We start from the raw sequence: 26,246 nt of genomic DNA on the forward strand, positions 1-26,246 counted from the left end.
CGGGTGCCTCACCGGAGGTGGTGCTGGGGGGAAGCGAGGATCGCCCGCGCGACGGCGGTGATGGCCCCGTTGAACGTGGCGTCGACCTTGGCGGTGGCGGCGACTCCGGCCACACCGAGGATCAGGTTCTTCTCCCGGGTGCTCAGCTTCTGACCCACCAGGCGCTGGGAGAGCGCGTCCACGTACGCCCCGGCGGTCGCCGGCGGCTTGGCGACCAGCTTCTCCGGCGCCGTGTACGTGAAGGCGGTGCGGTAGCCGGCGACGATCTCGCCCGCCTCGTTCCACCCGTTGACCATGGTTCCGGCCGACGTCCAGGCGACGTAGACGTCCGGGTAGCCGTCCGGGGTGGGCTGACCCATCGGGTAGTGGCCCAGCTCGCGCAGCTTGTCGTGGATCTGCCGCAGACCCCGCGCGTACGGAGTGCGCTTGCTGTCGCCGTTGTTGTGCTTCGGCGACGCTTCCGGCGAGACGCCCAGGGTGCGGTACGTGGCGACCAGGTACTCCATCGGACGGCGCACCTTCTGGCCCACGCCGGCCCAGAACTCGGTGGAGCAGAACATCGCCATCAGCACCGGCTTGATCAGGCCGTTGTTGGTGGTGTAGATCTTGGCCAGGCGGTCCACCAGGGACTTCGGCGGGGTGTCCGAGACGAACCGGGTCGCCAGGCTCTGCGCCACGTACCTCGCGGTCGACGGGTGCAACGCGATGTAGGTGATGTACGCGTCGATCGCCGCGTCGGCCTTCTTCGGGTCCGACGAGTTGTTCGCGTGGCTGAAGCCGAGGATCTTCACCTTGCCGACGTAGTGCTGTTCCGGCTTGAAGACGTACTTGCCGTCCTTGTCGATGCCACGGCCGGTCTGCAACATGGCGGCCTGGCGCACGTCCGGCTCCTTGTAGCCGCCGTCGACGCCGACCGAGTAGAGCTCGAGGTTCTCCCGGGCGAGGTTCTCGTTGATCGCGTCCTTGCGGGAGTCCTTCTGGTTCAGGTAGATCAGCAGCGCCGGGTGCTTGTTCGCGGCGATCAGCATCTCCGGGTAGCTGCCCAGCGCGTGCTTGCGCACGACGTCCTGGTCGAACGAGTTGCGGTAGACCTCGCCCCCGTCGAAGTCGGCGGCGACGTGCAGGAAGTCGTTCCAGAAGTCGACCATCACCTCGAACAGCTGGCGCTTCGACCAGATCTGCCGGGCGATGGTGGCGTCGACCATCTCCCGCTCCGGCTGGGCGCCCTGCTCGTTGAGCTGGTCCCGCTGGGTCCGCAACTGCTGCACGCTGAGCTTCTGGGTGGGCAGCTCGGCGAGCTTCAACTCGGCCTTGCTCGGCGCGATCTTGTCCGGTTCCATCTGGGTGCGGATCCAGGCGTCGATGCCCTGCTTCTTGATGTCGGCGACCACCTCGGGGGTGGGCCCGAAGGTGGCCCGCCGGGCCAGGTGCAGGATCGGGTCCTTGGCGAGCACCGTCTTCACGGTGACCTCGGTCGCCGCCGCGGCGGCGGCCGGCCCGGAGAGGGTCCGTCCGCCGGCCGGCGCGTTCTTCTTCAGCGCCTCGCCAGCCCGGGAGCCCATATAGCTCTCGTTCTGCTCCGTGTAGGTACGCACCGTGCTGGGCTGCTGGCCACTGGGCCGCGCGGCGGTGCCGTCGGTCACCGTGCTGCCGGTGGCGTCACCGGCAGCCTCGTCACCGAAGATGCCGCGGAGCTGCGGGGTCATGGCGAGCGCCGCGCCACCGGCGACGACGGCCGCGGTACCGCCGAGGGCCACCATCGCCTTACGTCGGCCGACCTTGCGACCCGACTCGTCATCGTCGTCCAGAGTGGGCAGTCCGGTGCCGGACCCCGCCGGAACCGGGCGACCGAGCCCCTCCGGGCCGACCCACTGCGGCCCGCGTGGGGCGGGAGCGGGTTGTCCGGCGTGCGCGTAACCCTCGCCGTACTGCTCGCGGGGGTCGGCCTGTGCGGGGTAGCCGCCCTGATAGGGGTGGGGCGAGTCGTACCCGTAGGGCGCGGACGCGGTGGGGTCGCCGTAGCCGTCCGCGTTGTGGTGCTGGCGTCCGTCCCAACCGCGGTCGTCCCGCGGTCGACGTGGTGGCACATTCTGGTCGGCCATGTACCAATCCCGATTTCTGATGAGCGCCGGAAGCTGCGACCGGGCAGGTGCGGCAGGTGCGGCGACTGTTGCCTGAGGGGGTTGCTACGGCAAGGTAACCAAGCCCTCAGGGCCCTTCAAGGTGGGCCGAACACCCTCGTGAGGGCACTTAAGACAGCCCTCAGTGCGACGTCTACGACCGCCGGCGGGCCGGGGCCGGACGCAGACCTTCTCAGCAGGGCGGACGTGCGGCAGCCGGGTACGGATCGGACCCTGCCGCCGTACGCGACACTTTCCGCGTCGTTCACGACCACAGACAAACTTAAGGCTCAGGTAAGCCGGACATGAGGCGACCTCGCGATGGTCGCCGCTCCGGACGCCACCCGGCCTCGCGAGGAGGAAAAGTAGCGGCAGCGGGCGAGCGTGAGCCGCCACCGCAGCGGGTATGCCGCCGAACCGCTGAACGCGTGAGGGGAAGGCAGCGCCATGCTCAGCAAAGAGGATCAGCGCAGGTTCGACCAGATCACCCGTCAGCTCCGCGAGAGCGACCCGGCGTTCTTCAACCGGCTGGACCACCGGGTCCGGGCCCGCAGGGGCCGTTACCTGATGTTGTTGACCATCGTGCTGTGGGCGTCGCTGCCGGCGATAGCCGTGTTCGCCGGTCGGTTGACCGGCGCGATCTGCGCGGTGGTGCTGGTGGTCAATGCCGCGATCATGTGGCGGTTCCGCCGTCGTTGGACGTGACGGCTCACCGGTCGTCCGGGCCGAACGCCCGGTACGCGCGACGTAGCCGTTCGAGCAGTCCGGGCCCCCCGATGGCGGGGGCCGGCGCTCCGAGCTGGCGTAGCAGCAGGTCGGGGCCGGTCACCAGTCGAGGTGGCCGATCCGGCAACGGCACCGGCGGCAGCCAGAACCGGTCTGCCGCCTCCGGTAGCGGAGTGGTCAACAGCCCGACGAGCGCGCGGGACGCGCCGACCGGGGCCACCGTCGACTGGTCACCGTCCGGTTCGGACGGTGCGTCGACCGTCTCGGGCAGCGCAACCGCGCCGGTGGCCTCCACCCGCCGGGCGCGCAGCTCGTCCAGCAGCTGCGTGCGGGACCGACCACGCCAGTGCAGCAACTCGAACGGGTCCGCGTCGAACGCCTCGGCCAGCAGGTAGAACGTCGCCGCGAGGTGCTTGCACGGGACCGCGAAGTCGGGGCAGTTGCACCGTTGGGTCAGCTCGTCCACGCCGGCCGGGAACAGCGGCGCGCCGGCGGCGACGAACAGCTCCTCCAACTCGTCGGGGAGGTCTCCGGCGAGCAGCCGGGCGCTGAAGAACGCCTGCCCGGCCAACTCCTCCTCGATTCGGGACCAGAGCGCGTCCGGGAACGGCCGCAGCGCGATGGACACCTGGTACGGCTTCGGCCGGGAGCCCTGCACCACCGCGCTGACCCGGCCGGGTGCGATGTCGAGCGTCAGCACCTGGCCGGCTCGCGCGTACGAACGGCCACGGGTCAACCGGGTGCCCAGCGCGAACGACTCCAGCACCTCCAGGAAGCGCCGGGACCACCAGGAGCGCCCGATGGCACCCCGGGCGCTGCGCGCCCGCAGACCCCCGTCGACCCGGCGGGGACGCCCGTAGTCGGCGAACCGGTCGGTGCTCACGCCGGCGCTCCCCTCGCTCACTCCACCACCGCCCCGGCCTCCAGGGCGAACAACTCCCGCAACTGGCCGGTGGACAGCTCGGTGATCCACTGCTCGCCGGTGCCCACCACCCGCTGGGCGAGGGCGCGCTTGTCGTTGATCATCGCGGCGACCTTCTCCTCCACCGTGCCGGCGCAGACGAACTTGCGGACCTGCACCCGACGGCGCTGCCCGATCCGGAACGCCCGGTCGGTGGCCTGGTCCTCCACCGCCGGGTTCCACCACCGGTCCACGTGCACCACGTGGTTGGCCGCCGTCAGGGTGAGGCCGGTTCCGCCGGCCTTCAGGGAGAGGACGAACAGCGGCGGGCCGTCCGCCGACTGGAAGCGCTGCACCATGGCGTCCCGCTCGGCCTTCCCGAGCCCGCCGTGCAGGAACAGCACCTCCCGGCCGAACCGCGCCGACAGGTGCCCGCGCAACATCGCACCGAACTCGGCGTACTGGGTGAACAGCAGCGCCCGCTCCCCCGCCGCCAGCACCTCCTCCAGGATCTCGGTCAGCCGGGCCAGCTTGCCGGAGCGCCCCTCCAACGCCGAACCGTCGCGCAGCAACTGGGCGGGGTGGTTGCAGACCTGCTTGAGCCGGGTCATGGTGGCCAGCACCAGGCCACGTCGTTCGATGCCGTCACTGGTCTCGATCCGGGCGAGCATGTCATCCACCACCACCCGGTACAGGGCGGCCTGCTCGGCGGTGAGGTTGCAGAGCACCTCCATCTCCAGCTTCTCCGGCAGATCCGAGATGATCGACGAGTCGGTCTTGAGCCGGCGCAACACGAATGGGCCGGTGATCCGGCGTAGCCGCTCGGCGGCCTCGGCGTCGCCGTTGCGCTCGATCGGCTCGGCGAACCGCTTGCGGAACGTCGCCGCCGGTCCGAGCAGACCCGGGTTGGCGAACTGCATGATCGACCAGAGGTCGGCGAGTCGGTTCTCCACCGGCGTACCGGTCACCGCCACCCGCTGCCGGGCCGGCAACGCGCGGACCGCCTCGGCCTGCCGGGTCGACGCGTTCTTGATCGCCTGCGCCTCGTCCACCACCACCCGGTGCCAGTCGATGCCGGCCAGGTCGGCGGCGTCGCGGGCGGCCACCGAGTAGGTGGTGAGGACCAGGTCCGCGCCGTGCGCGGCCGCGGTGAACTCCGCTCCGCGCGCCCGCTCCGCCCCATGGTGTACGTGCACCCGCAACGTCGGCGTGAACCTCGCCGCCTCCCGCTGCCAGTTGCCCACCAACGACATCGGACAGACCAGCAGGGTCGGGCCGGCCTCCGGTGGGTCCCCGGCGAGCAACGCGAGCAATTGCACGGTCTTGCCCAACCCCATGTCGTCGGCGAGCACGCCACCCAGCCCGAGCGAGCGCAGGAAGGCCAGCCACGCCAACCCCCGCTGCTGGTACGGCCGCAGCGTCCCCTGGAAGCTCGGCGGCGGCTCCAGCGGGGTGAGCCGGCGCTCGACCGCACCGGCGAGCAGGTCGCCCAGCGCCCCGTCGGCGGTCACCTCCAACACCGGCAGCGCACCGGTGGCCTCGCCGTCGGCCAGCCCGAGGCGGAGCAGGTCGGCGACTGTCAACTCACCGGCGGAGCGGAGCAGGCGCAGGCCGGCGGCGAGCCGACCCGGATCCAGCTCCACCCACCGGCCACGCAGCCGCACCAGCGGAGTCTTCATCTCGGCCAGCGCCGCCAACTCCTCAGCCGACAGCGGCTGGTCACCGAGTGCGACCTCCCAGCGGTAGTCGACCAGGGCGTCCAGACCGACACCGGCCTCGGCGCCACTCACCGTGCCCGGCGCGGTGCGGCTACGGGCACGCAGGCGGGCGCCGAGCCGGGCCGACGGGCGCTGCCACCAGGACGGCAGCAGCACCCCGAACCCGGCCGCGTGCAGCACCGGGGCACCCTCGCTGAGGAACCGGTGCGCCCCCTCGACGTCGAGCTCCATCACCTCCGGAGCGGCGGTACGCAGTGCGGCGTCCAGGTCCGGCCAGAGCCGGCTGGCCCGTCCCAACTCGGCGAGCAGTGTCTCCTGCGGGCTGCTCGTACGCCCGGTCAGTCCACCGAGCGTCTGCGGCGCCCGCCAGACCTGCCCGGCGTCCACGTGCAGGCCGGGCTCGTCGGCCGCCTGCAACCCGAACTCCAACCGCCACCGCCCGCCGCCGGACGACTCGGCCGACGCCGGCACGATGTCGGTGGGCGCCGGGCGGGTGGCCAGGATCGGCTCGGTGACCTCGTCCGGGGCCGGCTCCACCAGCCGGAAGCTGGCCCGTACCGGCCCGCCGGCGGCGTCCCGCTGCCAGACGTCCAGCTCTTCGCGCAGCGTGGACAACGCCGTGGGATCGACGGTGAAGTCCCGCTGCGGGCCGGCGAGCGCGGCCAACCAGGCCGGTGCCGGGCCACCCGGCCGCAGCCCTCGGGCCAGGGTGGTGCTCGCCAGCGCGGCCCGCGCGGCGGCGTCGGTCAGCGCGTCGAGCGCATCCGCGACCACCTCGGCCGCAGTCAGCTCGCTCCCGCCCGAGCCGCTGACCACCCCGGCAGTGCCGGCCGGGGTGGTGCTCGGGGTGGGTGGCGGAGCGGGCGCGGTGGGCGTTGGTTGAACGGCAGCGACATCGGACCGCACGACGGCGGCTCGGGCGGCTGGAGGCAGGGCCAGCGCCAGCGATCGCGCCCAGGCGGCGTCGGTGCCGGTCAGCAGCGGCCGCCAGACCGCCCGCGCCGACAGCCGCGCAGCACCACCCGACGAAACCCCGGCAGCCGTGGTGCTCGCCGCCGTCGTGCTGACACCGGGCAGGACGCGGCCACGGGTCACCAGGTCGGCGGCGAAGTCGGCCAGCTCGGCGAGGTGCCGCAGGGTGGCCCCGGGCACCGCCGGGAGGTCGTCCAGGGCGCGTAGCAGCGACAGCGCGTCGTCCGGGGCGTACACCAGGATGGGGACCCGCCAGCCGGCCAGGGTGAGCCGGCCACGGGCCGGGGGTGCGACGGTGGTCCGGATCAGCTCGGGCGAGTCGGTCGGCGCGCCCGCTCGGGTGGGCAGGGTGAGCAACGCGGTGTCCGGCCGGCTCGGCTCGGCGGCGTCGGCGAGGACGGCGACCAGGTCGGTGTGCCCGGCGGCGAAGGGGTGTGGGCGTTCCCGGGCTGGTCGGCCCGAGCGCGCGGCGGGAATCGGCGCCGCGCTGTCCTCGGCCCAGACGGCGAGGCCGCCGGTGGAGCCGTCGCCGGGCAACCACAGCCCGTGGATGACCTGCACCTGCTCCCCCTCGTCGCCGCCCGCGCCCCAGAATAGGCGGCCCGCCAGGACAGAAGACCGCAGCCATCGCCGAACGGGCGCCCGCACGGCAGCCACCGGGCATCGTCGCGGAGTCGGACGTGATCGACTCGACATCGCTGATATCGCGGTATCCGAGTCGGCCGGACACCCCGACTTCGCCGAACCCGTGTTGATCTTGAGGGGTGGTCTGGGGGCGGCCCGGGGGTCAGATCGCGCCGGACTCGCCGTCGGTCAGCTCGCGCAGGATGTCCGCGTGACCCGCGTGCCGGGCCGTCTCCTCGATCATGTGCACCAGGATCCAGCGCAGCGACACCTCGCCGAGCTGTGGGTGCGGCACCACATGGTCGAGGTCGAGGCTCGCGGCGACCGCCCGGGATCGGGCGCAGGCCCGCTCGTACGCCTCGACGAGCGCGGCAACGCTGTCCTGGTCGCCGAGGGTGAAGCTCGCCACCGCGTCCTCTTCCGAGGTCAGGTAGACGTCGCCGGGCTCGGGTGCCAGCAGGGTCGGGAACCAGTTCCGCTCGACCAGGGTCAGGTGCTTGACCAGCCCGGCGAGCGTGGTGGCCGAGGGCACCAGCCGGCGGCTGGCGTCGGCGTCGGAGAGACCGCGCAGCTTGCGCAGCAGCACCCCACGGTGGAAGTCGAGGAACGAGCTCAGCACCGCGCGTTCGTCGCCGGTGCGGGCGAGCACCGGACCGAGCGATGGATCGATCGTCTGCTCCATCCGCCGACCCTAGCCACGAAGCGGGGCCCTCGCTGCCCCGCTATCCGCTGCGGACCGGCGGCACGACGGGCAGGATGGGCGCATGGCTTCATCCGTGCAGATCCTTCTCGTCGGCGGCACGGCGGACGGGCAGACCATCACCGTCGAACTGGACAGCAACGGCCGCCCCCCGCTGACCCATCACCATGTCGGTCCGGGTGGGCTGGCCGAGGCGCAGATCTACGAGTTGGAGACCGCCCGCGACGAGGCCCGCGAGTGGCGCTACCGGTGGACCGGCCCGGCGGTGTGACCGCCCCGGCTCAGACCCGGGTGAGGCTCTGGCTGCGCAGGCTCTCCAACACGCCCCGGGTGACCTCCGAGGTGCCCCGCGCCTGATCGCACACCTCCGCCACCCGTCGCGCGGTGGCCTCGGCGCGTTGCTCCCGCTCGTCCCACAACCGGTCGACCTCGGCCAGCAGCGGCCCCTCGACCTCCCGCTCCACGCCGCGCAGGGCCGGCACGCCGAGCCGTTGGGCCAGGTCGAAGACCTTACCGGCGTACGGCAGGGGCAGGAACGGTGTGCCGACCATCGCCGCGAAGATCAGGAAGTGCAGGCGCATGCCGACGGCCAGGTCGAAGTGGCGCATCAGCCCGAGCACCTGCTGCGGCGAGTAGGTGCCGTGCAGGATTCGACCCCGATCGGCCGCGACCATGTGGGACAGCACCCCGTGGGCGTGCCGGATGTCGTCGCGTTCCATGGGCACGAACAGCACGCACGCGTCGATCCGGTGCACCAGGAAGTCGCCGATCTGGGCCAGCAGCCGGTGATAGCCGTCCACGTCCAGCCGTTCGGCGGCCCGCCCCGGCTCCCGCACGCTTATCCCCACCAGCCGCTGGCCGACCGGCACACCCTCCTCGGCCAGCAGGTGGGCGGGGAAGTCCTCCGGTTGCAGGAGGAACGCCGGGTCCGCGGTGACCGTGATCGGGTTCAGCAGCCCGGCCTCCTCCAGCACCATCCGGGACTCCTGGTCCCGCACGGTCACCTGGACGGCGCTGGAGAGCGTCTCCCGGACCATGCCGGTGTCCACCGCCTCGCCGAGCGGCCCGACCCCCACCGCGTACGTGATCAGCGGCAGGCCCCGCTCCTGGGCGACCCGGACGACCCGCAGATAGCGACGGGCCTCCCGGTCGTAGAGGATCCCTCCCCCGCCCAGGATGAGCAGGTCGAGCTGGGCCAGCACCAGCGCGGAGTCGGTACGGCTGACGCCCTCCCAGGGCACCGCCTCGACGTCGGGGTGGGCGGCCCGGGTGTGCTCCGGGTTCCGGGAAAAGACGATGATCCGGGCGTTGGGTTCCTGCGTGCGCAGATCGGTGAGCAGGCCGGTGAGGATCGCCTCGTCGCCGAGGTTTCGCCCCCCGTACGAGCCGAGCACCCCGATGGTCAGTCCGCCGCCGTGCGTCATCCGTCGCTCCTCCCCAGGTGCGGTCCGCGCCGGTTTCCCGCTGGGTAGGTGAACAGTCCTGCCGGGGGGACCGTCCTGGGTCGAAGCCCAGACCGCGGTAGAGCCCGATCGCCACGGTGTTCGTCCCGAAGACGTTCAGCCCCAACTCGGGTACGCCGCGTTGGGCGAGTTCGACCTCGATGGGTCGGATCATCCGCCGCGCGTACCCGCGTCCCCTGATGTTCCGGGTGCACCTCGACGTTGTGGATCCACGCCTGACGTGAGCCGGCTGCGGCAGGCACGGTCACCCAGACCCGGCCGCGGACCGGCGACGATGGTGCCGTGCGGATCGCCCACGTCAGCGACAGTCACCTCGACAACCCGGAGGGGTGGCGACCTCGGTCGGCACCACCGTGGCGCTGCTGCGCGTCGCCGGGCACCGGGTCGTGCTGCACTGCCCTGGCCCCCTGTTCCGGCGTCGCCGCCGACCGGGCGAGGTGCCCTCGCTGGCGATGCCGACCCGCCCCTACCGGCTGGCCCTGCCCCGGCCACCGCACGCGCCGGCGGACGTGGTGCACGTGCACACCACCGGTCCGCTCGGCGTCGCCGGCCTGCGGTGGGCCGCCGCCCGGGGCGTACCAACCGTGCTGACCTGGCACACCGACCTGGTCGCGTACGCGGCGCACTACCCGGAGATCCCGATCGGGGCCGCGTACGCGGGCCTACGGCTGGGCCTGCGTTGGCGCGCGCGGGACCTGTGGGCGCTCGGCCGCCCCGGCCCTGAGCGGCAGACCCGACTGGCGGAACTCGGGCGGTGCCTGCTCGCGCACACCGGTGTCCTGATCGCGCCCTCGGCGAAGACCGCGACGATGATGGCGGCGATGGCGGGGCGTACCCCGATCGTGGTCCTGCCGACCCCGGCCGCCGCGCCGCACGCCGACGCCGACGACCGGCGGCGGCTGCGGGCCCGGCTGGGCATCCCGACGGACGTGCCGGTACTGCTCGCGGTGGGCCGGGCCACGCCGGAGAAGAACCCGGAGCTGCTGCTGGCGGCGTTCGCCCAGGTCCGCCGGACGTTGCCGGCGGCCCGCCTGGTGCTGCTGGGCGCCCGACGGCACCGGTTCGCGATCCGCCGCGTGGCCCACCGGCACGGGGTTGCCGGCGCGCTGCACCTGCTGCGCCCGGTGCCTCACGACCGGGTCGGCGCCCACTACCGGGCGGCGGACGTGCTCGCGTTCACCTCGACCACCGACACCCAGGGTCTGGTTCTCTCCGAAGCCGAGGCGTACGGACTGCCGGTGGCCATGGTGGACACCGCGCTGGTCGAGCGGCCCGGCACCGGCACCACCCGACCCGTCGCCGAACCCACCCCGGCGGCGTACGGCGCGTTGCTGACCCGGCTGCTGACCGAGCGGGAGCTGCGCGCGACTGTGATCCAGGACGGTCGGGCGGCGGTGGCGGCCTGGTCCGGCGAGCGCTACCTGGCCGAACTGGTCAAGCTGTACGCGACACTGCCGCCACCCTCAACGCCCTGGCCGCCGTGCACCTGACCCGCCGCCGTCAAGCACGATGAGGCGGCAGCCGGTCAGGGTGCCGCGAGCGCCGACTCCAACTGGCTCGCGAGCTGCGCCAGGTCGCGCAGACGCAGGTCGCCGTCGAGCCGTTTCAACGCGGCGGTCATCGCGCCCGCCGCCCGCCCGGCTCGCAGGCCGACCTCGGCGTCCTCGACGACCAGGCACCGCGCAACGGGTACGTCCAGCAGCGCGGCCGCCCGCAGGTAGCCCTCCGGGTCCGGTTTGCCGACCCGCACGTCCTCGACCGTCACCAGCACCGGAGCGACGATCCCGGCCGCGCCGAGCCGCGCCTGAGCCAGCCGGACGTCGGCGCTGGTCACCACGGCCCAGGGCAGCCCCAACCGGGCCAGTGTGTCCAGGATCTCGTGCGCTCCGGGGGTGGCGAGCACGTCGGACAGGTCGTCGTACTGAAACGCGAGCTGCCGCGCGGCAGCTGCGGCAACCGCGTGGTCGTCGAGCGCGGGCAGCAGCCGGCGGACGGTCCGGTCGGCAGGGCTGCCGTGCGCTATGGCCAGCGCCGCAGCAGGCTCGACGGCGTACTCGGCTGCCCATCGCTCCCAGGCCCGCTCGACGGCCGCGTCGGAGTCGACCAGGGTGCCGTCCATGTCGAACAACACCGCGCCGATGCCTGCCAGCCCCACGTCCACCCTCCCCGAGTCACCCGCCTGACGGACCACCCTCTCCCGCCTCCATGATCCGCGCAACTTCGGTGATCCTGCTGTCTCACCGACGGTCGAGGCAGCAGGATCGGTGACGTTGCCCGGATCTTGAGCGTCAGCCCGGCTCGTCAGGCGTCGGGGTCCAACACCGGGCGTACCGCGTCGACGAACGAGATGCGGCGACTCGTTCGCACCCCGATCGCCGTCAGCCAGCGCTCCCGGTGCCGGTCGCGCAGCGGCGCGTTCGCGTCACCCGGCTCGTCGCGGAGCCGGCGCTGGTCGGCGTACTCGACGGTGAGGCTGGTGAGCACCGACCGGGCCACCGAGTCCACCTCCGCCGGGCCCTCCAACAACACCAGGTTGTACGCCTCGTCCAGGGCGCGCATCGCCGCGTACGCCTCGTCGTAGCCGGGCACCGGCTCACTCCCGCCGGCTTCGAGCCATCGCCGGTCCAACTGCCGGTACGCCTGGTCGCAGGCGCTCAGGAACCCGACGTACGCGTCCCGGCGGAGGTCGTCCCGACGCGTTGCCCGGCGCTCGACGCTCTCCTGCCGGGCCACGGTGAGCTGGTGGGCCAGTTGCCGACGGGTGCTGAGCGCACCGACCAACCCGGTCAGGGCGGCGGCTGCCAACGTGGACAGTGAGGTGATCAGCGCGACGGCTACGGTGTCCTGCACCGGCCCATCATGGCGGTGCCCAGAGCGGAGGCCGTCGCCGGCACCGAGCCGGTGCGGTACCGCCGGACGTCAGGGCAGCTCGTAGCCGGCTTCCTCGACTGCGGCGCGTACCTCGGCGATGTCGAGAGGCCGATCGCTCGTCACCGTGGCGGTGTCGCGTTCGACGTCCACCGCCACGGCGGTGACACCGGGAATCCGTTCGAGCTCCTCGGTGACGAAGCCTGCGCAGTGCCCGCAGGCCATACCGATCACCCGATAGCTGCTGACGGTCATGCCGGCAACGACCTTCGGCCGGGCGCCTCTGGCTCTGAGCTGACCTCGGCTGGGGCGGCACCGCTGGCCTTGACGGGGACCGATCGGGTGAGCATGTGCGCCCGGCGCATCCGCCCATCCGCGGCGAACTGCCCGAAGAAGTGGACGTCGACACTGCCCTCGCGCTTGGCGGTCTGGAAGTGCAGTGTGTAGCGGGCGGCGATCCGGTCGCCGTCTGCTATCGCCTCGTGCACCTCCCACCGGGCGCCGGTCTGGTGCTTCCGCGCCGGGCGGGTGTGTGCGATGAGCTTGGCGCGGTCCATCAGGTTGCCGTCGGCAACCTGCACAATGTCGGGCGTGTGGTACCGGTCGACGACCATCGCGGGATCCTCGTCACCGCGAACCAGGTCGCCCATGAAGGAGGTGAAGAAGTTGGCGATGAACTCCTTCGGATTGATGCCCTCGAGACCGCTCATGTCACCACCGTCAGCTCGCGATTCGGCGAATCTTTACGGCTTGTAAAATATCGACCTCCGGAAAATTTGGCAAGGTGTAAAAGATGAGTGGCTCAGCGGACCGCAACCGACGCGCCGACGCCCGCCGCAACAGCAGCTCGATCCTCGACGCGGCAGTCCGACTGCTCGACGCTCAGCCCGACGCGAGCCTCGACGCCATCGCCAGCGCCGCCGGGGTGACCCGGCAGACCGTCTACGCCCACTTCCCGTCCCGCGAGCACCTGATGGCAGCCGTCGTCCGACGGATCACCGACGAGGCCGTCGCCGCGATGGACGCCGCCGAGCCGGACAGTGGATCCGCCACGGACGCGCTGATCCGCGTCCTCGAAGCCGGCGCCCAGACCGCCGGGCGCTATCCGGTCCTCCTCCAGCAGATCGCGTCACTTCCAGTGAGCCCGCACGTGGACGAGGAACGCCACGCGCCGGTCGCCGACCGGATCAACCGAGTGATCCAACGCGGTCAGGCGAGCGGCGAGTTCGACAAGGGACTACCGGCCGGCTGGCTGGCCGCTGTCACCATCAAGATCGGCCACGCCGCGGGCGAGGAGGTCGACGCCGGCCGGATGTCCCGGGCCGAGGCCGCCAACGCGCTGCGTACTGCCCTGGTCAGGCTGCTGCGCTCCGGAGGGTGAGCAGGGCCGGGCCACCGGGCCACCGCCGCCGGCTACGAGCCAGCGCCGGCCCAACTGCCGGTACGCCTGGTCGTACGGGTGACACCGGACCGGCGACCGGAACCGGTGCCACCCCTCAGCCGTCGTCAGACAATGGCCTTGAAGCTGGCCCAACCATATCGGGGGACGGTCCGCATCAACGCGCCGCCGGACAACAGCCCCGCAGCATCACCGGTGTACAACCGCATGTCACCGCTGCCGTCGATACCAGCGACGTCGGCCCGACCGTCACCGTTGAAATCACCGCCCGTGATGGCCTTGAAGTTCGCCCACCCACCTCGGGGGACGGTCCACATCAACGCGCCGCCGGACAACAGACCAGCACCATCACCCGTGTACAACCGCATGTCACCGTTGCGGTCGATACCAGCGACGTCGGCCCGACCGTCACCGTTGAAATCACCACCCGTGATGGCCTTGAAGTTCGCCCAACCACCCGGCTGAGCCGTCCACATCAACGCCCCACCGGACAACAGACCAGCACCATCACCCGTGTACAACCGCATGTCACCATTGCCGTCGATACCAGCGACGTCCGCCCGACCATCACCGTTGAAATCACCACCCGTGATGGCCTTGAAGCTGGCCCACCCACCTCGGGGGACGGTCCACATCAACGCACCGCCGGACAACAAACCAGCACCATCACCCGTGTACAACCGCATGTCACCATTGCGGTCGATACCAGCGACATCGGCCCGACCATCACCGTTGAAATCACCACCCGTGATGGCCTTGAAGTTCGCCCACCCACCTCGGGGGACGGTCCACATCAACGCCCCACCGGACAACAGACCAGCACCATCACCCGTGTACAACCGCATGTCACCGCTGCCGTCGATACCAGCGACATCCGCCCGACCATCACCGTCGAAGTCACCGGAGCGGGGCAGGGAGGCGTTCTCGGTGATCCAACCGACCAGGTCGTCGACCCGGGTCTCGACCGCGCCTCGCCGGGTTTCGGTCTCGGCGTAGCAGCCCCCTTGCCAGGACGTGTGATGGAGACCGACGAGTTCGAGACGCCCGCCCGCCTCGCGCACCGCCGGCCCGCCCGCGTCACCCTTGCAGAGGGCCGCCTCCGGGGTGAGCCCCGTGATCGCGAAGTTGGTGGTGCCGGCGCTCTCGACGGTGAACTGCGCGGTGTGCAGGGAGTCAGGCACCCACTCGGTGGCCGTACGCCCATACCCTGCCGCGGTCAGCACCTGGCCAGGGGCGGCCGGAGACGTGGAGGGAGTAATCGGAGCGATGTCCCTGACCGCCCGGGCGAGCTTGACGAGGACGAGGTCGCGGTCGGTGCGCGGCACGAGGGTGCTGACCGCGACCACGTGCCCGGTGGTCGTGGTCAGGTCGGCGCGGCCGACGGTGACGGTGGCGGGCTTGGCCGGGGCGCCAGGTGCCGGGGCCTGGCCGTCCACCGCAAAGCAGGACGCGGCAGTGACGACCCACCACGCATTGATCAACGCGCCGGTACAGGAACGGTCCCCGGTGTCGACCTTCGCTACGAAACCGAGGTCGAGCCCGGCAGCCGGCACGGACCCCACGACCGCCTGTGCCGGCGCACCGACGAGGACACTGACCGCAAGCGCCGGAGCGACCAGTTTGAGAATCGTGCTGATGCGATAACGCTTCTGTGACAAGGCATCCCCCGTGACGTCCCCGCTCAAGGCTGGCCCTTGCGGCGCTCCGACCCTAGTTCACTTTCTGATCGGAGACTGCCCCGTAGCGTGACCACCGGGGGGCGACGCGCCTGGGCGGTATCGCACCCACGCGGGACCTCGGCGGCCGACCGCCGAACCCAGCCGGGGTTCGCGAACCAGTCGACCGCCTCCCACGGCGGCCCGGGTGATCGCCCGGACAGCTCGAGCGAGACGTGCAGGGTGAAGGGGTGGGCGCGGCAGGTTTCGAACCTGCGACCCCCCGCTTGTAAGGCGGGTGCTCTCCCACTGAGCTACGCGCCCGGATCGCCCGTGCGGCGGGCCGGTGGTGGGCAAGCTTACCCTGCCCGCCACCGGCCCGGGCGCACGGCGTACCCGGTCAGATGGCCGCTTCGGCGATGGCCTTGCGCCAGCCCTGCTGGTCGCGGGCCTCGCCCGGGCCGTTCATCTCGGCGAAGCGGACCACGCCGGTCTTGTCGATGACGAAGGTGCCCCGGTTGGCGAAGCCGGCGATGTCGTTGAAGACCCCGTACGCCTGGGCGACGGCGCCGTGCGGCCAGAAGTCGGCCAGCATGGGGAACTGGTAGCCCTCGCGGTCAGCCCAGATCTTGTGGCTGTAGACCGAGTCGACGCTGACGGTCAGCACCTGGACGTCGTCGTTCACGTACTCGTCGAGGTTGTCCCGCACCTCGTGCAGCTCACCCTGGCAGATGCCGGTGAACGCGAGCGGGTAGAAGACCAGCAGGACGACACGCCTGCCCCGGAAGCCCGAGAGCCGGACCTCCTGGTTGTTCTGGTCCTTGAGTACGAAGTCGGGTGCCTCGGCACCAACCTCGATGGGCATGCGGACCTCCTCGGCTCGGTCAGGGAGACGGCACAAGGTGCCACCCGACGGCGCGGACCGCCGGGCGTGCGAAGCGACGTGGGCTACTTCTTGGCCTTGGCCCCTCGCCGCAGCACCAGACGTGCCCCGCTCCAGTCCCGGCCGGCGTTGACGGTCGAGGTCTGCTGCAGGCCGGCGGTGGGTGCGGACTCCGCGACCTCGCTCGGCTCGACGTGCCCGTCACGCCCCGCCTTCGGGGTGAGAAGCCACACGACACCGTTGTCGGCCAGCGGGCCGAGGGCATCGACGAGAAGCTCGAAGAGGTCACCGTCGCCGTCGCGGTACCAGACCAGCACCGCGTCGACCACCTCGTCGGTGTCCTCGTCGACCAGATCTCCACAGCGGTCGGTCAGGGCGTCTCGGAGATCCTGGTCGACGTCGTCGTCGTACCCCATCTCCATGACGACCATCCCCGGTTCGATCCCGAACCGGTCCGCCAGGCTGCGTACCCCGTCGGCGGCCTGACCAGCGGTCGCGCTCACTGTCGCGTGCCTCCTCATCTCGTGCCTGCTCGCGGCGTCGGTGCGACGCCGTCAGGCAAAGTCCACACAGTTGTGCGCCCCTGCGCAAGTGGCGCACCGGGTGGAACGGAATTTACCGTGCCAGCAGCGTACGGGCACCGTCGGTAATGGCTTCCGTGGAGACCAGAACGTGACGTGCTGCCGGACCTAATGGTACAAACGAGTCAACTCCCGCCACTCGACGCGCGGCACCGACATATCCGGCGTCGACCAGCGCGGCGATCACACCCTCGCCGACCCCGCCGGAGCGGCGCGTCTCGTCCACGACCAGCACCCGCCCGGTCGCCGAAGACTCCCGGATGATGTCGGCCACCGGCAGCGGGGCCAGCCAGCGCAGGTCCACGACCCGGGTGCCGACCCCCTCCTCGGCGAGGACGGCCGCAGCCCGCAGCGACATCCGCACGCCATTACCGAAGGTGATGATGGTCAGGTCGTCCGCCGAGCCGACCTGGTAGACCCGGGCCCGGCCGATCGGCACGTGCCCGGCGACCCACGCCCCCGGCTCGGGATAGCCGGCCAGCCACTCCCCGTCGCCCTCGGCGTACAGGTCGCGGGTGTGGTAGAGCGCGATCGGCTCCACGAACACGCACACGCTGCCGTCCACCGCCGCGCTGGCCAGGCAGGTCCGCAGCATGGGCGCGGCGTCGTCCGGGCGCGCCGGCACCGCGACCACCAGACCGGGCACATCACGGAGTACGGCCACCGAGTTGTCGTTGTGGAAGTGCCCGCCGAACCCTGCCTGGTACGCCAACCCGGCCACCCGCACGACCATCGGGTTGCGGAACGCGCCCTGCGAGAAGAACCGCATGGTGGCCGCCTCACCACGGAGCTGGTCCTCGGCGTTGTGCAGGTACGCCAGGTACTGGATCTCCGGCACCGGCAGCACCCCGGCCAGCCCCGCGCCCAGCCCCAACCCCAGCACCGACGTCTCGTCCAGCAGGGTGTCGAAGACCCGGGCCGGCCCGAAACGGTCCCGCAGCCCCTTCGTCACCCCGTACACGCCACCCTTGGCGGCCACGTCCTCACCGAAGACCGCCATCTGCGGGTGGTCGAGCATCCCGTCGGCGAGCGCCGCGTTGATGCTCTGCGCCAGCGTCATCGGACCGGTCAGCTCCGGCGGCTTGCCGCCGAACGCCTCCGCCCGGGCACCCGCGCCCGGCCCGCTGGCCCGCGCCGCGGCGTCGGCCACCGCCCGCGCCACCCGCACCGGACGGCGGGGCGCCAGCGCCGACACCACGTCGGCCGCCGACGCCAGCTTCGGCTCGCCCAGCACCTCCTCGGCCAACCGGCGTACCTGCCAGCCGGTCTCGTCGTACCGGGCCAGCAGCTCCTCGCCGGTCGCCACGCCGGCGTCGACCAGCAGCCGCGCGGTGGCGGCCACCGGGTCCCGGTCCAGGTCCTCGGCCAGCTCGGCGGGGCTCCGGTACGCCGACTCCGCGTCCGCACCGGCGTGCCCCATCAGCCGGACGGTGCGCAGGTGCAGCACGGCCGGCCGCCGGTTGCGGCGTACCCAGGCCGCGGCCTCCGCCGCCACCTCGTACGTCCGCACGGGGTCGGCCCCGTCGGCGCTGAAATAGCGGATGCCGGGCTTGGCCCGCAGGGTGGCCTCCACCCAGCCCTCCGGTGACCGGACGCTGATGCCCAGCCCGTTGTCCTCGCAGACGAAGAGCACCGGGATGCGCAGCCCGGCGTGGTCGTACCACCCGGCGGTGTTGAAGGCGGCCGTGGCGCTGGCGTGGTTGACCGAGGCGTCGCCGAACGAGCAGACCACGATCGCGTCCGGCGGCCACGGGACGTGTGCGGCGCCCGCCCCGCTGCCGACCCGCACCCCGGCCCCGGCACGCCGCCCGGCGCTGTCCAACCGGCGCAGCCGTTCCACGGCCAGTCCCATCCCGACCGCGCGAGGCAGGTGCGAGGCGATGGTGGAGGTGGTCGGCACGATGGCCAGGTCGGCCCGGCCGAACACCTTGTGCCGGCCGCCGGCGATCGGCTCCTCGCGGGAGGCGACCATCCCCCGCAGCACGTCCCGGGCCGCGTCCGCGTACGCGGCGAACCCGCCGACACTCGCTGGGGCCAGCTCAGGCCCGGACGGATCGGGATCGGTGGTCGTGTCGGCGGCCGCGGTCGGCGCTGGACCGGGGCTCGGCTCCCGATCACTGGTCGGCGCTGGATCGGCGGCGGACCCCGGGTCGCTGGTCGGCGCTGGGTCGGCCGCGGACCCCGGGTCGCTGGTCGGCGCTGGATCGGCGGCGACCTGGGCGGCGCGAAGGCAGTAGAAGGCACCGGAGCGGTAGTGCAGCAACGCCGGATCGGTGGGGCGCAGCGCGGCGGCGACCGCGGCGTTGCCCTCGTGCCCAGCCGAACCGATGGTGTAGAACCCCTCCCCGAAGCTGCGCAGCCAGCGGCCGGCCAGATCGAGCTGCCGGCTGGTCACCTGCGCGTCGAACAGGTCGAGCACCTGCGCGCCGGTCAGTGGGGCGTCGTCGTTGATCGGGTCGGCGGGGTCACGCCGACGCTCAGCGGCGGGCAGCGCCGCCAGCGTCTCCCGGAACCGGTCGTCGAGGTCTTGCGGGGTGGTCACGTCGCACAGCATTACCGACGGGAGGCCTGGTCGCCCAGTGGGACACGGCCGCCACGGGTCGACTCACTCCGGATCGCAGGGCTCCGGAATGCCACCGTCGGACACCTTCCAGACCAGGTCACGCAGGGTGCTGAGCTCCCCGTCGGTAAGCGTGGACAGGAGTCGGGAGTCGGACATCACCATGGTCACCCGGTCCCGTTCGACGCGGCCCTTCTCGGTCACCACCAACGTCTTCTGCCGGCGGTCCGTCGGGTCGGTGCGTCGTTCGACCAGCCCGGCCTGCTCCAGCTTGTCGACCAACACCGTCACGTTCGACCGGTCGCAGCCCAGTTGCCCAGCGAGATCACGGGCCGGCAGCGGGTGGTCCGGGTCCAGCTGGTGCAACGCCCGCGCCGTCGCCGGGGTGAGCCCCAACTCGGCGAACGCGGAACCCTGCCGGTGTCGCAGGGCGTCGCTGACGTGGGCCATCCGGCGCAGCACATCGGCGGCGAGGCCAGCCCGGTCCACCGGTCCACCTGCTACGGAACCCACCTCCTGCGTCACGGCCACATCGTACAAAGCACGCCGTTCGCGCAGCTCACCGATCAGGTTCGGGCACCACGACCGGACGGGCATCGTCGGTCACGGCCCGGCCGGCCGGATCACCAGTGGGACGGCGGATCGGTGGGCGGCGGGTCGGGACGCATCGACGGAGGCCATTGGTGTTCGACTGCCGGAGACGAGCAGGGCCACTCACTGTCACCTGTCGGCCACCGAGGCTCGCCAGGCTCCCGGAGTCACGAAGATCGGACTCTGGGGAGGATTCGTGTCACTGTCCCGACGTACCATCCTGTTGTCCAGCGCAGTCGGCGCCGCGGGCGCGGTCACCGGGCTGCCGGCGGCGGCCGGCGCGGCGGCGGGCCGGCCGCTGGCCTATCCGTTCACCCTCGGTGTGGCCTCCGGCGATCCCGACCACGACGGGTTCGTGTTGTGGACCCGCCTGGCCCCGCAGCCACTGGCCGAGGACGGCCTCGGCGGCATGCCGGACCGCGACGTGCCGGTGCACTGGGAGTTGGCCGCCGACGAGCGGTTCCGGCATGTGGTGCGCCGCGGGGTGGTGGTCGCCCGCACCCGCTCGGCGCACAGCGTGCACGTGGAGTTGGCCGGCCTGCTGCCCGGGCGCGAGTACTTCTACCGGTTCCGTGCCGAGCGCCATGTCTCGCCGACCGGACGCACCCGCACCGCCCCGGCACCGTGGAGCATGCCGGCCGCCCTGGCGATGGGCTTCGCCTCCTGTTCCCAGTACGAGCACGGCTACTTCACCGCCTACCGGCGGCTGGCCGAGACCGAGCCGGAGCTGATCCTGCACCTGGGCGACTACCAGTACGAGTACGCCCCGGACACGTACAACGTCCCCGGTGGCAACCCGCGTGACCACGAGGGACCGGAGACCCGGACGCTGGCCAACTACCGGCAGCGGCACGCCCAGTACAAGACCGACGCCGACCTGCAGGCTGCGCACGCGGTGGCGCCGTGGGCGGTGGTGTTCGACGACCACGAGGTGGAGAACAACTGGGCCGACGAGGTGCCCGAGGCGCCGGACCCGGAGTTCCCCGCGCGGCGGGCGGCGGCGTTCCAGGCGTACTACGAGAACATGCCGCTTCGGCGCACGTCGATCCCCCGTGGCATCGACATGCAGCTCTACAGGCGGGTGCGCTGGGGGCGGCTGGCCACGTTCCACCTGCTCGACACCCGGCAGTACCGCGACGACCAGGCCTGCGGCGACGGCTACCGGGACTGCGCGGCGGCATCCGACCCGGCCCGGTCGATCACCGGGGCCGAGCAGGAGGCGTGGCTCCTGGACGGCTTCCGTCGCTCGGACGCCCAGTGGGACATCCTGGGCCAGCAGGTCTTCTTCGCGCAACGGGACAACAACTCCGGCCCGCTCACCGTCACCAGCATGGACTCCTGGGACGGCTACGTCGCCTCCCGGGACCGCATCACCCGGGGTTGGTTGGCCGCCGGGGTACGCAACCCGGTGGTGCTGACCGGCGACGTGCACGCGCACTGGGCCAGCGATCTCAAGCTGGACTACACCGATCCGACCTCGCGCACCGTCGGCACCGAACTGGTCTGCTCCTCGATCACCTCGACGGGTGACGGCGCGGACTCGGCGTCCGGCTCGCACCCGTGGTTCGCGTTCAACCCGCACCTCCGCTTCCAGAACAACCTGCGGGGGTACGTGCGCACCACGATCACCCCGGGACAGCTCACCGCCGACTTCGACGTGCTGCCGTACGTCAGTCGGCCGGGCGCGCCCGCGTACACCCGGGCCTCGTTCGTGATCGAGGACCGCGTGCCCGGCCTGCACCAGACGGCGGACAACCCGGTCCCGTCGGCGGTCCGCAGCGCCACGCCGTTCGCGGACCCCGGCCAACAGACCGTCGACCAGGAGACCGCCCGCCCGTAACCCGCCCGACGCGTCACGATCCTCGAACGGTGCCGCCTCGCTCCTGTCGAGGCGGCAGTTCCGGGGATGCCGCGCGGATCGTGACGCGGGACGGCGGCGCGACCGTCAGCCGGGGAGGAAGGAGAAGCGGACCTGACGGGTCGGGTTGTCGCCGTTGGTGTCGACGAGGCAGATCGACTGCCAGGTGCCCAGCGCCAGCCGGCCGGCCAGCACCGGCAGCGTGGCGTACGGCGGGACGAACGCCGGCAGTACGTGGTCGCGGCCGTGGCCGGGTGAGCCGTGCCGGTGCCGCCAGCGGTCCTCGGTGGGTAGCAGGTCGTCCAACGCGCTGAGCAGGTCGTCGTCGGACCCCGAACCGGTCTCGATGATCGCCACGCCGGCGGTGGCGTGCGGCACGAAGACGTGCAGCAGTCCGTCGCCCTCACCGGAGACGAACTGCTGGGCCTCCGCGGTGATGTCGCGGACGGCCGGGCGGGACCCGGTCTGGACGGTGATGACGTCGCTGCGCATACCCCGCATTCTGCCGCAGCGGGGGATCAGGAACTGCCGCCACCACCGGAGTCGCCGCCGCCGGACCAGCCTCCACCGGAGTCACCGCTGGTGCCGCCGCTCACCGGGTCCGTGCCGCCCGAGCTGTCGTCGCCGTCCCGTTGACGGTTGACGTGCCACTCGCTGCCGACGTCCCCGGTCGGCCCCGGGTAGACGCTGTGGCCGCCCTCGTCCGTGTCCGGACGGCGTCGGCGGCCGGGGCTGCCCGTCACACGAGCTGCGCGGATCGTGTCCCGGAGCAGGAGTGCTCCGATCACCGCCACGAGCGCGCCGATGGCCGCCAGCCCCACCAACACCGCCTCGCCGGAGGCGACGGCGACCACGCCGACCACCAGGCCCACGACCCCTAGAACCATCATGGTCGCGGCGACCGCGACATGGCGCCTGTTCATGTCCGCAACGGTAGGAGTGGAGGGCAAACCGCCCAGAATCCGCTGCGTCGTCGCGCTAAGTTACCGACGGGTACCTGTGTTCAGCATCGCGTCGGGGGCACCTAGACGTGACGGCAGGTGCCACCAGGGGGCAGGATGGCGCTAGAGACCTATCCCACACACAACCGAGGGAACGCCTGTGGCTACGGAACGCAAGCGCCCGGTGATCAGCGACGGCCTACCGAGCCAGCTTCCGGACATCGACCCTGAAGAGACAAGCGAATGGGTCGAGTCGCTTGACGGTGTCATCGACGAACGCGGTGCCAAACGCGCCCGGTACGTCATGCTGCGCCTGCTGGAGCGGGCCCGTGAGCGCCAGGTCGGGGTTCCGCCCCTGACCACCACCGACTACATCAACACCATCCCGTCGGAGCGCGAACCGTGGTTCCCGGGCGACGAGCACGTCGAGCGGCGGATCCGGGCGTACGTCCGGTGGAACGCCGCCATGCTGGTGCACCGGGCACAGCGCCCGGAGATCGGCGTCGGCGGGCACATCTCGACCTTCGCCAGCTCGGCGTCGCTCTACGAGGTGGGCTTCAACCACTTCTTCCGGGGCAAGAACCACCCGGGCGGCGGCGACCACATCTTCTACCAGGGCCACGCCTCCCCCGGCATGTACGCGCGGGCGTTCCTGGAGGGGCGGCTCAGCGAGCACCAGCTCGACGGGTTCCGTCAGGAGTTGTCGCACCCCGGCGGTGGGCTGCCGTCGTACCCGCACCCGCGGCTGATGCCGGACTTCTGGGAGTTCCCCACCGTCTCGATGGGCCTCGGCGGTCTGAACGCGATCTACCAGGCCCGGTTCAACCGGTACCTGCAGCACCGCGGCATCAAGGACACCTCGCAGCAGCACGTGTGGGCGTTCCTCGGCGACGGTGAGATGGACGAACCGGAGACGCTGGGCGCCATCGGCGTGGCCGCCCGCGAGGAGCTGGACAACCTCACCTTCGTGATCAACTGCAACCTCCAGCGGCTGGACGGACCGGTCCGGGGCAACGGCAAGGTCATGCAGGAGCTGGAGGCGTTCTTCCGGGGTGCCGGCTGGAACGTGATCAAGGTCGTCTGGGGCCGCGAGTGGGATCCGCTGCTCGCCGCGGACACCGACGGCGCGCTGGTCAACCTCATGAACACCACGACCGACGGCGACTACCAGACCTACAAGGCGGAGTCGGGCGCGTACGTGCGGGAGCACTTCTTCGGGCGCGACGCGCGTACCCGCAAGATGGTCGACCCGCTCAGCGACGACGAGATCTGGAACCTCAAGCGGGGCGGGCACGACTACCGCAAGCTCTACGCGGCCTACAAGGCGGCCACCGAGCACACCGGTCAGCCCACCGTCATCCTGGCGAAGACGATCAAGGGCTGGACGCTCGGCTCGCACTTCGAGGGCCGCAACGCGACCCACCAGATGAAGAAGCTGACGCTGGAGGACCTCAAGACCTTCCGCGACCGGCTCTACCTGGACATCCCGGACAAGGCGCTGGAGGACAACCCCTACCTGCCGCCGTACTACAACCCGGGTGAGAAGTCCGACGAGATCCAGTACCTGAAGGAGCGGCGCGAGCAGCTCGGCGGCTACCTGCCGTCCCGGCGGACCAGCACCAAGCGGCTGACCATCCCCGGTCCGGAGCGGTTCGCCGACGTCAAGCGCGGCTCGGGCAAGCAGAAGGTGGCCACCACGATGGCCTTCGTCCGCCTGCTCAAGGACATCATGAAGGACAAGGAGTTCGGCAAGCGCTGGGTGCCGATCATCCCGGACGAGGCCCGCACCTTCGGCCTCGACTCGATCTTCCCCACCGCGAAGATCTACTCGCCGCACGGCCAGCGCTACACCTCGGTCGACCGGGAGCTGTTCCTGTCGTACAAGGAGTCGACGACCGGGCAGATCCTGCACGAGGGCATCAACGAGGCCGGTTCGGTGGCCTCGTTCACCGCCGCGGGCTCGGCGTACGCCACCCACGACGAGCCGATGATCCCGATGTACATCTTCTACTCGATGTTCGGGTTCCAGCGGACCGCCGACGGGCTGTGGGCAGCCGCCGACCAGATGGCTCGGGGCTTCCTGCTCGGCGCCACCGCGGGGCGCACCACGCTCAACGGTGAGGGCCTCCAGCACGAGGACGGTCACTCGTTGCTGATCGCCGCCACCAACCCGGCGGTGGTCGCGTACGACCCGGCGTTCTCGTTCGAGATCGCGCACATCATGGAGCAGGGCCTGCACCGGATGTACGGGGACGCGCAGGAGAACGTCTTCTACTACCTGACGGTCTACAACGAGCCGATCCTGCAGCCGGCCGAGCCGGCCGGGGTGGACGTGGAGGGCCTGCTCAAGGGCATCTACCGCTACTCCCCGGCACCGCAGGTCGACGGCCCGAAGGCCAACGTGCTCGCCTCCGGCACCGGCATGCAGTGGGCGCTCAAGGCCCAGCAACTGCTCGCCCAGGACTGGGGGGTGGCCGCCGACGTGTGGTCGGTGACCTCCTGGACCGAACTGCGTCGCGACGCGGTGGAGACCGAGGAGTACAACCTCCTCAACCCTGGCGCCGAGGCGAAGATCCCGTACATCCAGCAGAAGCTGGCCGACGCGGACGGCCCGAAGGTCGCGGTCAGCGACTGGATGCGGGCCGTACCGGACCTGATCGCCCGGTGGGTGCCCGGCGACTACACGTCGCTCGGCACCGACGGCTTCGGCATGTCGGACACCCGGCACGCGCTGCGCCGGCACTTCCACGTCGACGCCGAGTCGATCGTGGTGGCCACGCTGCGGCAGCTCGCCCGTAGCGGCGCGGTGGCGGCCACCGTGCCGGCCGAGGCCGCCAAGAAGTACGCGATCGACGACGTCAACGCCGCCCCGGTCGGCGAGACCGGCGGCGACAGCTGATCCAGCACGATCGAGGAAGGGCCCGGCGTACACGCGCCGGGCCCTTTTCTTCGGTACGACCCACCCCCACTCGCGTCGATCATGGAGTTGTGGCGGGGGACGAAGCGGTCAAGCCACCTCGCACCGGGCACCACAACTCCATGATCGACCGCAGCGGAGGGCCGGTCAGGGAGCCGGAAGCGGCGGGGGTCCGGGGTCCCTGGCGGGGACCCGGACCACCGCCGTCGCGGGTGACGCCGGGAGGATGGGCGCTCGTCAGCCGACGGCGGCCAGGTCGGTGAGCCGGGCCAGCGAGTCCTCCAGGTCGGCGCCGACCCGACGCAGTCCGAGGCGCAGCAGGGCCGCCTTGACCGGGCCGGCCGGCCAGCGGACCACGATGAGCCGCACGATGGTCCCGCCCTCCTCCTCGTCGGTGGTGAGCTGGACGTAGATCTCGGTGCGTGCCTCCGCCCGAGAACCGGCGCCCTTGGCCCGTTCCCGCCAGCCGATCAGCGTCGGCTCCTGGTAGGCGATCACCTCGGCCTCATGCGCCGAGCCGCGCCCCGCCTGGACCAGTTGTCGCCGGCCGAAGCCCTCTCCCGAGAGCACTTCGGCCGCGCGGACCCCCGCCAGCCAGGCCGGCAACTGCTCGGCCCGCTGGACAACATCCCAGACCACTTCAATTGGCGCCGCCACGTGCGCACTGCGTTCAACGAGGATCATTTCCGTCTTCCTCCGGTGAGGACATCCCACGATATCGGCACTCTATGCGCTAAATCGGACTTACCTGGACGGGTTCGGAAAAAGA

Annotated in this window: 23 protein-coding genes and 1 tRNA gene; 6 read left to right on the forward strand and 18 right to left on the reverse strand. The window is 71.5% G+C overall.

Going from position 1 to position 26,246, the window contains the following annotated elements; genetic code table 11:
* Positions 1 to 8: 8 nt before the first annotated feature.
* Complete coding sequence (locus ABGB10_RS03915; protein ID WP_347659450.1) at positions 9 to 2,102, reverse strand: DUF1800 family protein; 2,094 nt, start codon at positions 2,100 to 2,102, stop codon at positions 9 to 11.
* A 465-nt stretch (positions 2,103 to 2,567) separates the two neighbouring features.
* Here ABGB10_RS03915 and ABGB10_RS03920 point away from each other — a divergent pair, with 465 nt between their 5' ends.
* Complete coding sequence (locus ABGB10_RS03920; protein ID WP_278140953.1) at positions 2,568 to 2,825, forward strand: DUF3040 domain-containing protein; 258 nt, start codon at positions 2,568 to 2,570, stop codon at positions 2,823 to 2,825.
* Positions 2,826 to 2,829: 4 nt separating this feature from the next.
* Here the strand turns inward: ABGB10_RS03920 and ABGB10_RS03925 are convergent, their stop codons facing one another.
* From ABGB10_RS03925 to ABGB10_RS03935, 3 genes are all read right to left on the reverse strand, one after another.
* Entirely contained in the window at positions 2,830 to 3,729 is a 900-nt protein-coding gene (locus ABGB10_RS03925) for an SWIM zinc finger family protein (RefSeq protein WP_347659451.1), read from the reverse strand.
* Between the two features lie 17 nt (positions 3,730 to 3,746).
* Positions 3,747 to 6,998 (reverse strand): DEAD/DEAH box helicase, encoded by a 3,252-nt coding sequence (locus ABGB10_RS03930; RefSeq protein ID WP_347659452.1) that lies wholly within the window; start codon positions 6,996 to 6,998, stop codon positions 3,747 to 3,749.
* 226 nt (positions 6,999 to 7,224) lie between these two features.
* On the reverse strand, positions 7,225 to 7,743 hold the full coding sequence (locus ABGB10_RS03935) for a DinB family protein (RefSeq protein WP_347659453.1): 519 nt from the start codon (positions 7,741 to 7,743) through the stop codon (positions 7,225 to 7,227).
* 82 nt (positions 7,744 to 7,825) lie between these two features.
* On the opposite strand from ABGB10_RS03935, the gene ABGB10_RS03940 reads away from it, so the two are divergent.
* Positions 7,826 to 8,032: a hypothetical protein gene (locus ABGB10_RS03940; protein ID WP_347659454.1), complete on the forward strand. Its 207-nt coding sequence runs from the start codon at positions 7,826 to 7,828 to the stop codon at positions 8,030 to 8,032.
* Between the two features lie 10 nt (positions 8,033 to 8,042).
* Here ABGB10_RS03940 and ABGB10_RS03945 read toward each other — a convergent pair whose 3' ends face one another.
* Positions 8,043 to 9,185 (reverse strand): polysaccharide pyruvyl transferase family protein, encoded by a 1,143-nt coding sequence (locus ABGB10_RS03945; protein ID WP_347659455.1) that lies wholly within the window; start codon positions 9,183 to 9,185, stop codon positions 8,043 to 8,045.
* Between the two features lie 368 nt (positions 9,186 to 9,553).
* On the opposite strand from ABGB10_RS03945, the gene ABGB10_RS03950 reads away from it, so the two are divergent.
* Complete coding sequence (locus ABGB10_RS03950; RefSeq protein WP_347659456.1) at positions 9,554 to 10,714, forward strand: glycosyltransferase; 1,161 nt, start codon at positions 9,554 to 9,556, stop codon at positions 10,712 to 10,714.
* Positions 10,715 to 10,749: 35 nt separating this feature from the next.
* Here ABGB10_RS03950 and ABGB10_RS03955 read toward each other — a convergent pair whose 3' ends face one another.
* From ABGB10_RS03955 to ABGB10_RS03970, 4 genes are all read right to left on the reverse strand, one after another.
* Complete coding sequence (locus tag ABGB10_RS03955; RefSeq protein ID WP_347659457.1) at positions 10,750 to 11,379, reverse strand: HAD-IA family hydrolase; 630 nt, start codon at positions 11,377 to 11,379, stop codon at positions 10,750 to 10,752.
* Positions 11,380 to 11,525: 146 nt separating this feature from the next.
* The gene (locus ABGB10_RS03960; RefSeq protein WP_347659458.1) at positions 11,526 to 12,074 is read right to left on the reverse strand and encodes a hypothetical protein; all 549 of its coding nucleotides are present in this window, start codon (positions 12,072 to 12,074) and stop codon (positions 11,526 to 11,528) included.
* A gap of 69 nt (positions 12,075 to 12,143) precedes the next feature.
* Entirely contained in the window at positions 12,144 to 12,347 is a 204-nt protein-coding gene (locus ABGB10_RS03965; RefSeq protein ID WP_347659459.1) for a heavy-metal-associated domain-containing protein, read from the reverse strand.
* Positions 12,344 to 12,802 (reverse strand): nuclear transport factor 2 family protein, encoded by a 459-nt coding sequence (locus ABGB10_RS03970; protein ID WP_347659460.1) that lies wholly within the window; start codon positions 12,800 to 12,802, stop codon positions 12,344 to 12,346. The genes ABGB10_RS03965 and ABGB10_RS03970 overlap by 4 nt, the downstream gene beginning before the upstream one ends.
* An 83-nt stretch (positions 12,803 to 12,885) precedes the next feature.
* Between ABGB10_RS03970 and ABGB10_RS03975 the strand changes: the two genes are divergently transcribed.
* Positions 12,886 to 13,473, forward strand: coding sequence for a TetR/AcrR family transcriptional regulator (locus ABGB10_RS03975; RefSeq protein WP_347659461.1), 588 nt, complete (start codon positions 12,886 to 12,888; stop codon positions 13,471 to 13,473).
* A 125-nt stretch (positions 13,474 to 13,598) separates the two neighbouring features.
* Here the strand turns inward: ABGB10_RS03975 and ABGB10_RS03980 are convergent, their stop codons facing one another.
* The 6 genes from ABGB10_RS03980 to ABGB10_RS04005 all read right to left on the reverse strand — a co-directional run bounded on the left by ABGB10_RS03980 (position 13,599) and on the right by ABGB10_RS04005 (position 19,620).
* Positions 13,599 to 15,149: an FG-GAP-like repeat-containing protein gene (locus tag ABGB10_RS03980; protein WP_347659462.1), complete on the reverse strand. Its 1,551-nt coding sequence runs from the start codon at positions 15,147 to 15,149 to the stop codon at positions 13,599 to 13,601.
* Between the two features lie 249 nt (positions 15,150 to 15,398).
* A tRNA-Val gene (locus ABGB10_RS03985) sits at positions 15,399 to 15,470 on the reverse strand.
* 76 nt (positions 15,471 to 15,546) lie between these two features.
* Positions 15,547 to 16,011, reverse strand: a complete 465-nt coding sequence (locus ABGB10_RS03990; protein WP_347659464.1) for a peroxiredoxin — start codon at positions 16,009 to 16,011, stop codon at positions 15,547 to 15,549.
* Between the two features lie 83 nt (positions 16,012 to 16,094).
* Complete coding sequence (locus ABGB10_RS03995; RefSeq protein WP_007463483.1) at positions 16,095 to 16,532, reverse strand: DUF3052 domain-containing protein; 438 nt, start codon at positions 16,530 to 16,532, stop codon at positions 16,095 to 16,097.
* Between the two features lie 112 nt (positions 16,533 to 16,644).
* Positions 16,645 to 19,164 carry a thiamine pyrophosphate-dependent enzyme gene (locus ABGB10_RS04000; protein WP_347659465.1) on the reverse strand — a complete coding sequence of 840 codons (2,520 nt, stop codon included), beginning with the start codon at positions 19,162 to 19,164 and terminating at the stop codon, positions 16,645 to 16,647.
* Between the two features lie 51 nt (positions 19,165 to 19,215).
* Complete coding sequence (locus ABGB10_RS04005; protein WP_347659697.1) at positions 19,216 to 19,620, reverse strand: MarR family winged helix-turn-helix transcriptional regulator; 405 nt, start codon at positions 19,618 to 19,620, stop codon at positions 19,216 to 19,218.
* Positions 19,621 to 19,957: 337 nt separating this feature from the next.
* Between ABGB10_RS04005 and ABGB10_RS04010 the strand changes: the two genes are divergently transcribed.
* Positions 19,958 to 21,601 (forward strand): alkaline phosphatase D family protein, encoded by a 1,644-nt coding sequence (locus ABGB10_RS04010; RefSeq protein ID WP_347659467.1) that lies wholly within the window; start codon positions 19,958 to 19,960, stop codon positions 21,599 to 21,601.
* A 105-nt stretch (positions 21,602 to 21,706) separates the two neighbouring features.
* Here the strand turns inward: ABGB10_RS04010 and ABGB10_RS04015 are convergent, their stop codons facing one another.
* Positions 21,707 to 22,111 carry a YjbQ family protein gene (locus ABGB10_RS04015; protein ID WP_347659468.1) on the reverse strand — a complete coding sequence of 135 codons (405 nt, stop codon included), beginning with the start codon at positions 22,109 to 22,111 and terminating at the stop codon, positions 21,707 to 21,709.
* Between the two features lie 26 nt (positions 22,112 to 22,137).
* The gene (locus tag ABGB10_RS04020) at positions 22,138 to 22,542 is read right to left on the reverse strand and encodes a hypothetical protein (protein ID WP_347659469.1); all 405 of its coding nucleotides are present in this window, start codon (positions 22,540 to 22,542) and stop codon (positions 22,138 to 22,140) included.
* 178 nt (positions 22,543 to 22,720) lie between these two features.
* On the opposite strand from ABGB10_RS04020, the gene aceE reads away from it, so the two are divergent.
* Positions 22,721 to 25,459: a pyruvate dehydrogenase (acetyl-transferring), homodimeric type gene (gene aceE / locus ABGB10_RS04025; RefSeq protein ID WP_347659471.1), complete on the forward strand. Its 2,739-nt coding sequence runs from the start codon at positions 22,721 to 22,723 to the stop codon at positions 25,457 to 25,459.
* A 255-nt stretch (positions 25,460 to 25,714) separates the two neighbouring features.
* Here the strand turns inward: aceE and ABGB10_RS04030 are convergent, their stop codons facing one another.
* Complete coding sequence (locus tag ABGB10_RS04030) at positions 25,715 to 26,161, reverse strand: SRPBCC domain-containing protein (protein WP_088988232.1); 447 nt, start codon at positions 26,159 to 26,161, stop codon at positions 25,715 to 25,717.
* Positions 26,162 to 26,246: the final 85 nt, after the last annotated feature.

This window comes from Micromonospora sp. B9E7, from assembly GCF_039871815.1.
Taxonomy (GTDB): domain Bacteria; phylum Actinomycetota; class Actinomycetes; order Mycobacteriales; family Micromonosporaceae; genus Micromonospora.